Here is a 5472-nt window from a genome sequence, read left to right on the forward strand (position 1 = left end):
GTGCGTCGCAAGGAGCTGCGCCGCGGTGAGCTGCTCGAGGTCCGGGTGCACCCGGACGACCTCGGTCGGGTCATCGGCCGGTCGGGTCGGACGGCCAGCGCCCTGCGCACGGTCGTCAACGCCCTCGCCGGCAATGGCAACGTCCGGGTCGACATCGTCGACACGGACCGCGCGCGCTGAGCGCTCATTCGCACGCCGAGTGGGGTGTCCCGGACTCCGGGGCGCCCCACTTCGCGTTCTGCAGGAAACCATGCCGTATGCCGCTGGGCTCGCTGCCGCTTCCCGGCACCCTTCATGGGTGGGTCCGTTTCGCGCGGGGCCGCGCCGGTTCGTGCGTGGCCTGGACCGGTTGAGAGGATGAGGCCATGAGTGGCGACAGGATCGTGGTGGCCCGGATCGGCAAGCCGCACGGGTTGCGCGGTGAGGTCACGGTGCAGCTGCACACGGACGAGCCCGAGCGACGCTTCGCCCCCGGCGAGGTGCTCGAGACGGAGGCAGCGCCGGGCTCCGGCGTGCCGAGGCGCCTCACGATCAGATCGGCGCGCAACCACAACGGCGTCTGGCTGCTCGCCTTCGAGGAGATCCCCGACCGCACGGGCGCCGAGGGTCTTCGCGGCACCCGGCTCGTGATCGAGGCGTCCGCGGCGCCGCCCGAGGGCGACGAGGAGGGGTTTCTCGAGGATGACCTCGTCGGCCTGGAGGCCCGGGACCTCGGCGGTGCGGTGATCGGGGTGGTCACCGGCCTGGACCTGGGCCCGGCCCAGGATCGCCTCGTCATCCGTTTGTCCGACGGGGTGACGGCTCAGGTTCCGTTCGTCGAGGCGATCGTCCCGACGGTGGAGGCCGACCATGTCGTCATCGACGCGCCGCCCGGTCTCTTCGACCTCTACCGAGACGCGGGGGCCTGAGGCTCGATGCGCATCGACGTCGTCACGATCTTCCCCGAGTACCTCGCCCCGCTCGACCTGTCGCTCATCGGCAAGGCCCGCGAGGACGGTCTGCTCACTGTCACCGCGCACGACCTGCGCGACTTCACGCACGACCGGCACCGCACCGTCGATGACACTCCGTATGGAGGTGGCGCCGGCATGGTGATGAAACCGCAGCCATGGGCGGAGGCGCTCGATCACGTCGTGGCCCAGGGTGACGGGTCTGGTGGCCGGCGACCTCGGCTCGTCGTCCCCGGGCCGGGCGGTGCTCCGTTCACGCAGTCGCTGGCCCGCGAGCTCGCCGAGGAGCCGTGGCTCGCCTTTGCGTGCGGTCGCTACGAAGGCATCGACGAGCGGGTCTACGAGTACGCGCGGGACGACCTGGGACTCGAGGTCTCCGTGGTGAGCCTCGGCGACTACGTCCTCAACGGCGGTGAGGTCGCCGTGCTCGCCATGGTGGAGGCCATCGCCCGGCTGCTGCCCGGAGTCATCGGCAACGCCGAGTCGCTCGTCGAGGAATCACACGAGGACGGACTCCTCGAGTATCCGATCTACACCAAGCCGAAGGTGTGGAACGGCCGGTCGGTGCCCGATGTGCTGCTCTCCGGCAACCACTCCGCCATTGCAGCCTGGCGGCACGAGCAGCGTCTGGCCAGGACGGCGTCCCGCCGCCCTGACCTGCTGCACCCGGCCCAGGTGACGACGGACGGCGATCTCGAGGTGGACCTCAGGCCTGCGGTTCCCGCGGACGTGCCGGAGCTGTTCACCCTCACCAAGGCGTGCTGGGTCCAGGAGGCCGTCGCCAACGACCGTCTCGACATCCCGCCGCTCCACGAGTCCATCGAGGAGCTGCGGGCCAGCCTGGACGAGACCCGGACGTGGGTCGCGCGCTCCGGCGGTCGCCTCGTCGGCTCGGTGCGCACGAGCGTTCGCGGCGACGACCTGTTCATCTCCCGGCTCATGGTGGCCCCGGACCTCCAAGGACTCGGCCTCGGCCGTCGGCTGCTCGCTCTCGCCGAGGAGGCGGCCAGCAGCGGCACCCGCAGCTTCTCGCTGCTGGCCGGTGCCCTCAGCGCGGACAACCTGCGGATGTACCGCAAGGCCGGCTATCGGCCCGTGCCTGGCGAGCCGCCGGCCCCCGGCGCAGTCGAGCTCGTCAAACGTCGCAGGGGCTAGGAGACCAGGGCCTCGCGCAGGTCGCGGGGGAGTGTGCGGCGGGCGCGGATGAGCCGGGCCTCGACCCCTGCGGTCACGGACTGCGTCGCCATGATGGCGAAGAGGACGAGGACCTGTGCCGTCGCCGCCTGAACCGCGCTGCCCCCGCCCAGCATGACTCCGATGAAGGCACCCGGAAGGGTGACCACCCCCGAGGTCTTGACCTGGTCGATGCTCGGCACGAGGCCCTCGGGCACCCTCCGGGCGATGATCTCGTCAATGGCCTGGTCGGGCAGCAGGCCCAACGACAGGCCGGCCTCGTACTGTCCCCGCTCCTCGCGCAGCGCGGCGAAGGCTCGGCGGCCCACGAGCGTGTGCACGGTCATCGTGTTGCCGAGGATGATGCCGACCACGGGGATCAGCGCGATGCCCGTGAAGGGGATGGTCCGGCTCAGCAGGAGGATCGTGAGCACCGGCACGACCCCGGCCGCCATCGCCGCCGTCGCCCAGGGCCAGGCACCCGGGCTGTCGAGACGCCGGCAGGTCGTGATGACCGCCATGGTGAACATCCCGAGCAGGGCCACCACCGACAGCCAGATCGAGCCGACGACGGCGGTGATGATCGCGGCCGCGAGGGTCAGCTGTGCGGCAGCCCGCAGACCGGCCACGAAGGACTGCCGGGCGAGGCCGTGCCGGAAGGCCAGGTTGGCGCCGACGGCCACGAGCAGGAGGGTGACGAGTGCGATGGTCACCGGCCAACCGGGGTTGATGGTCACGCCTCGACGCTATCCCCACGTCAGGGGTCGCTCGAGCCGGCTGGCGCGGCAGCGCGCCGGTGTCGGGGAGTGAGCCCAGCGGCATACGGCATGGATTTTCGAAAGGGCGGCGGCTCTGGCAAACTTGGACCTTGCGTCCGGCTGATGACGGCCCCTGCCACAGGGGGAGTCCAGCCAGCGGCACCGAGCACCTCGGACCGTTGGCAGACGTGGCCGCACGGAACGCGAACCAGACATCCCGCACGGGTGGCCTGTGGCACCCGAGGAAAGTGAAGCATCATGCACACGTTTGACGCGATCGACGCCGCATCGCTGCGCTCGGACATCCCCGAGTTCCGCGCCGGCGACACGCTCAAGGTCCACGTCAAGGTCGTCGAGGGCAACCGCTCCCGCGTCCAGGTCTTCCAGGGCGTCGTCATCCGTCGTCACGGCGGCGGCATCGGCGAGACGTTCACCGTCCGCAAGATCTCCTTCGGTGTCGGCGTCGAGCGGACCTTCCCGCTCCACACCCCGATCATCGACAAGATCGAGGTCCTCACCCGCGGTGACGTCCGCCGCGCCAAGCTCTACTACCTGCGTGGCCTGCGCGGCAAGGCCGCCAAGATCCGCGAGAAGCGCGACGCGGTGCCCGCGAAGTCCGACGCCAAGGCGTGACGCACGCGGACCTGACGCGTTCGTGACGACAGGCGCGGTGGTTCCCGGATCGGACGGTTCCTCGTGAGTGAGGAGCCGTCGCCCCCGGGATCCGCCGCGCCTTCGTCGTCCCCGCCGACCGGCACCCCTACCAGTCGATCGGCCAGGCACAAGGACCGGGACCTGCGGTGGCTCGTCGGCCCGGCCCTCGCCCTGCTCCTCGTCCTCGTGGTGCGGGCCGTGCTGGTCACCCCGTTCAGCATCCCCAGCACTTCCATGGAGGACACCCTCCATGTCGGGGACCGCATCCTGGTCACCCGCACGAGCAGCCTCGAGGACATCCAGCGCGGCGACATCATCGTCTTCGACGCGTCCCGCGCCTTCAACCTCGACGTGCCCGACAAGGGGCTGCTCGAGCGTCTCGGCGAGAGCCTCGAGGGCCTCGTGGGGCAGGGCCCACCCACCGACTACGTCAAGCGGGTCATCGGGCTGCCGGGTGACCGCGTGAAGTGCTGCGCTCCCGACGGGCGCCTCGAGGTCAATGGGGCCCCGATCGACGAGCCCTATCTCAAGCCCGGCCAGCAGCCCAGCACGCTGACCTTCGATGTGCTCGTCCCCCCGAAGCGGCTGTGGGTCATGGGGGACAACCGCGCCCACTCCTCCGACTCACGCGCCCACCTCGGCGAGGCGGGTGGCGGCATGGTTCCCGGAGACGACATCATCGGCAAGGTGTGGGTGCGATACTGGCCGCTCGACCAACTCGGAGCCATCGAACCCGGCGATTCCTGACTGGTTCCCGTGCCCGTGCCGGAAGGATGGGCACGGGAAGGGCTCCCGACGACGAAATGGTGAGTGATGTCGCAAGTGCCAGGCCGCCCGGAGTACACGGGACCGCACCCGGACCGTGCCGGCGACCCGGATGGCGATCCCGACCGGGGACCGATCGACGAGACGGTGGGCGAGGGCGTCGAGGCTGACGACGACCGTGACGAGAGCCGGGGCTTCGGCGCCGGCCTGGTGGCGGCCCTCAAGGAGCTGCTCATCGTCGTCGTCCTCGCGATGGCCCTGTCCTTCGTCGTCAAGACGTGGCTCTTCCAGGCGTTCTACATCCCCTCGGGGTCGATGGAGAACACCTTGGTCAAGGACGACCGGGTCATCGTCAGCAAGCTGACCCCCGGTCCCTTTGACCTGCGTCGCGGTGACGTCGTGGTCTTCGAGGACCCGGCGGAGCCGTTCCCCTGGCTGAGCGGCTCCATGACCAACGGCACCGCCGACGTGGGTGGTCCGCTGCACGATCTGCTCGTCTTCGTCGGCCTGCTGCCGGAGGACGCCGAGAACCACCTCATCAAGCGAGTCATCGGGCTCCCCGGCGACCACGTGGTCTCCGAGGGAGGCGACGGGCCCATCACGATCAACGGGCAACCCGTCGAGGAGACCTATCTCAAGCCGGGCGACGGCCCGAGTGAGGGCAAGGCCTTCGACATCGTCGTGCCCCCCGACCGCGTCTGGGTCATGGGCGACCACCGCTCGGACTCGTCCGACTCCCGCTACCACGACGCCCCCTCCAACGACGGGTCCGACGGCTCCGTGCCGATGGAGAAGATCGTCGGACGGGCCCTGTTCATCGTCTGGCCGATCGACCACGTGACCTGGCTCGGCGTGCCCGAGCGGACGTTCAAGGACGTGCCGGCGCCGTCCGGGTCCCCGTCGTCCTGAGGGCGGCACCATGGCTGTTCGGACACCGTCGAAGAAGCCCTCGCTGAGGGTCGAGCGGCAACTGCAGCGCGCCGGTCACAGACTCCTCGCGGGGATGGACGAGGTGGGCCGCGGTGCCCTGGCCGGACCCGTCAGCGTCGGCGTGGTCCTCATCGACGAGAGCGTGCGCTCGGCTCCCACCGGGGTCAAGGACTCCAAGCTGCTGACCGAGCGGGCTCGCAGAGGGCTCGTGCCGAGGATCGAGCGGTGGGCGATCGCCCACG

The 5472-nt window shown here is 70.3% G+C and carries 7 protein-coding genes and 1 pseudogene; 7 read left to right on the forward strand and 1 reads right to left on the reverse strand.

What is annotated here, in order from left to right; translation table 11 throughout:
* The 3 genes from OO014_RS18670 to trmD all read left to right on the forward strand — a co-directional run.
* The coding region (locus OO014_RS18670) for a KH domain-containing protein (RefSeq protein ID WP_272463833.1) at positions 1 to 180 on the forward strand (180 nt) is incomplete at its 5' end.
* A gap of 185 nt (positions 181 to 365) precedes the next feature.
* The gene (gene rimM / locus OO014_RS18675) at positions 366 to 908 is read left to right on the forward strand and encodes a ribosome maturation factor RimM (RefSeq protein WP_272463834.1); all 543 of its coding nucleotides are present in this window, start codon (positions 366 to 368) and stop codon (positions 906 to 908) included.
* 6 nt (positions 909 to 914) lie between these two features.
* Entirely contained in the window at positions 915 to 2105 is a 1191-nt protein-coding gene (gene trmD, locus OO014_RS18680; RefSeq protein WP_272463835.1) for a tRNA (guanosine(37)-N1)-methyltransferase TrmD, read from the forward strand.
* Here the strand turns inward: trmD and OO014_RS18685 are convergent.
* Positions 2102 to 2860: an ABC transporter permease gene (locus OO014_RS18685; protein WP_272463836.1), complete on the reverse strand. Its 759-nt coding sequence runs from the start codon at positions 2858 to 2860 to the stop codon at positions 2102 to 2104. The genes trmD and OO014_RS18685 overlap by 4 nt on opposite strands.
* 279 nt (positions 2861 to 3139) lie before the next feature.
* Between OO014_RS18685 and rplS the strand changes: the two genes are divergently transcribed.
* The 4 genes and pseudogenes from rplS to OO014_RS18705 all read left to right on the forward strand — a co-directional run.
* Positions 3140 to 3514, forward strand: a complete 375-nt coding sequence (gene rplS / locus OO014_RS18690) for a 50S ribosomal protein L19 (RefSeq protein ID WP_272463837.1) — start codon at positions 3140 to 3142, stop codon at positions 3512 to 3514.
* 63 nt (positions 3515 to 3577) lie between these two features.
* On the forward strand, positions 3578 to 4282 hold the full coding sequence (gene lepB / locus OO014_RS18695) for a signal peptidase I (RefSeq protein WP_272463838.1): 705 nt from the start codon (positions 3578 to 3580) through the stop codon (positions 4280 to 4282).
* Between the two features lie 66 nt (positions 4283 to 4348).
* Complete coding sequence (gene lepB / locus OO014_RS18700) at positions 4349 to 5209, forward strand: signal peptidase I (RefSeq protein ID WP_272463839.1); 861 nt, start codon at positions 4349 to 4351, stop codon at positions 5207 to 5209.
* Between the two features lie 10 nt (positions 5210 to 5219).
* A pseudogene (locus OO014_RS18705) lies at positions 5220 to 5472 on the forward strand (ribonuclease HII); the annotation flags it as partial.

It is taken from the genome of Intrasporangium calvum (assembly GCF_028446585.1).
Taxonomy (GTDB): Bacteria; Actinomycetota; Actinomycetes; order Actinomycetales; family Dermatophilaceae; genus Intrasporangium; species Intrasporangium calvum_A.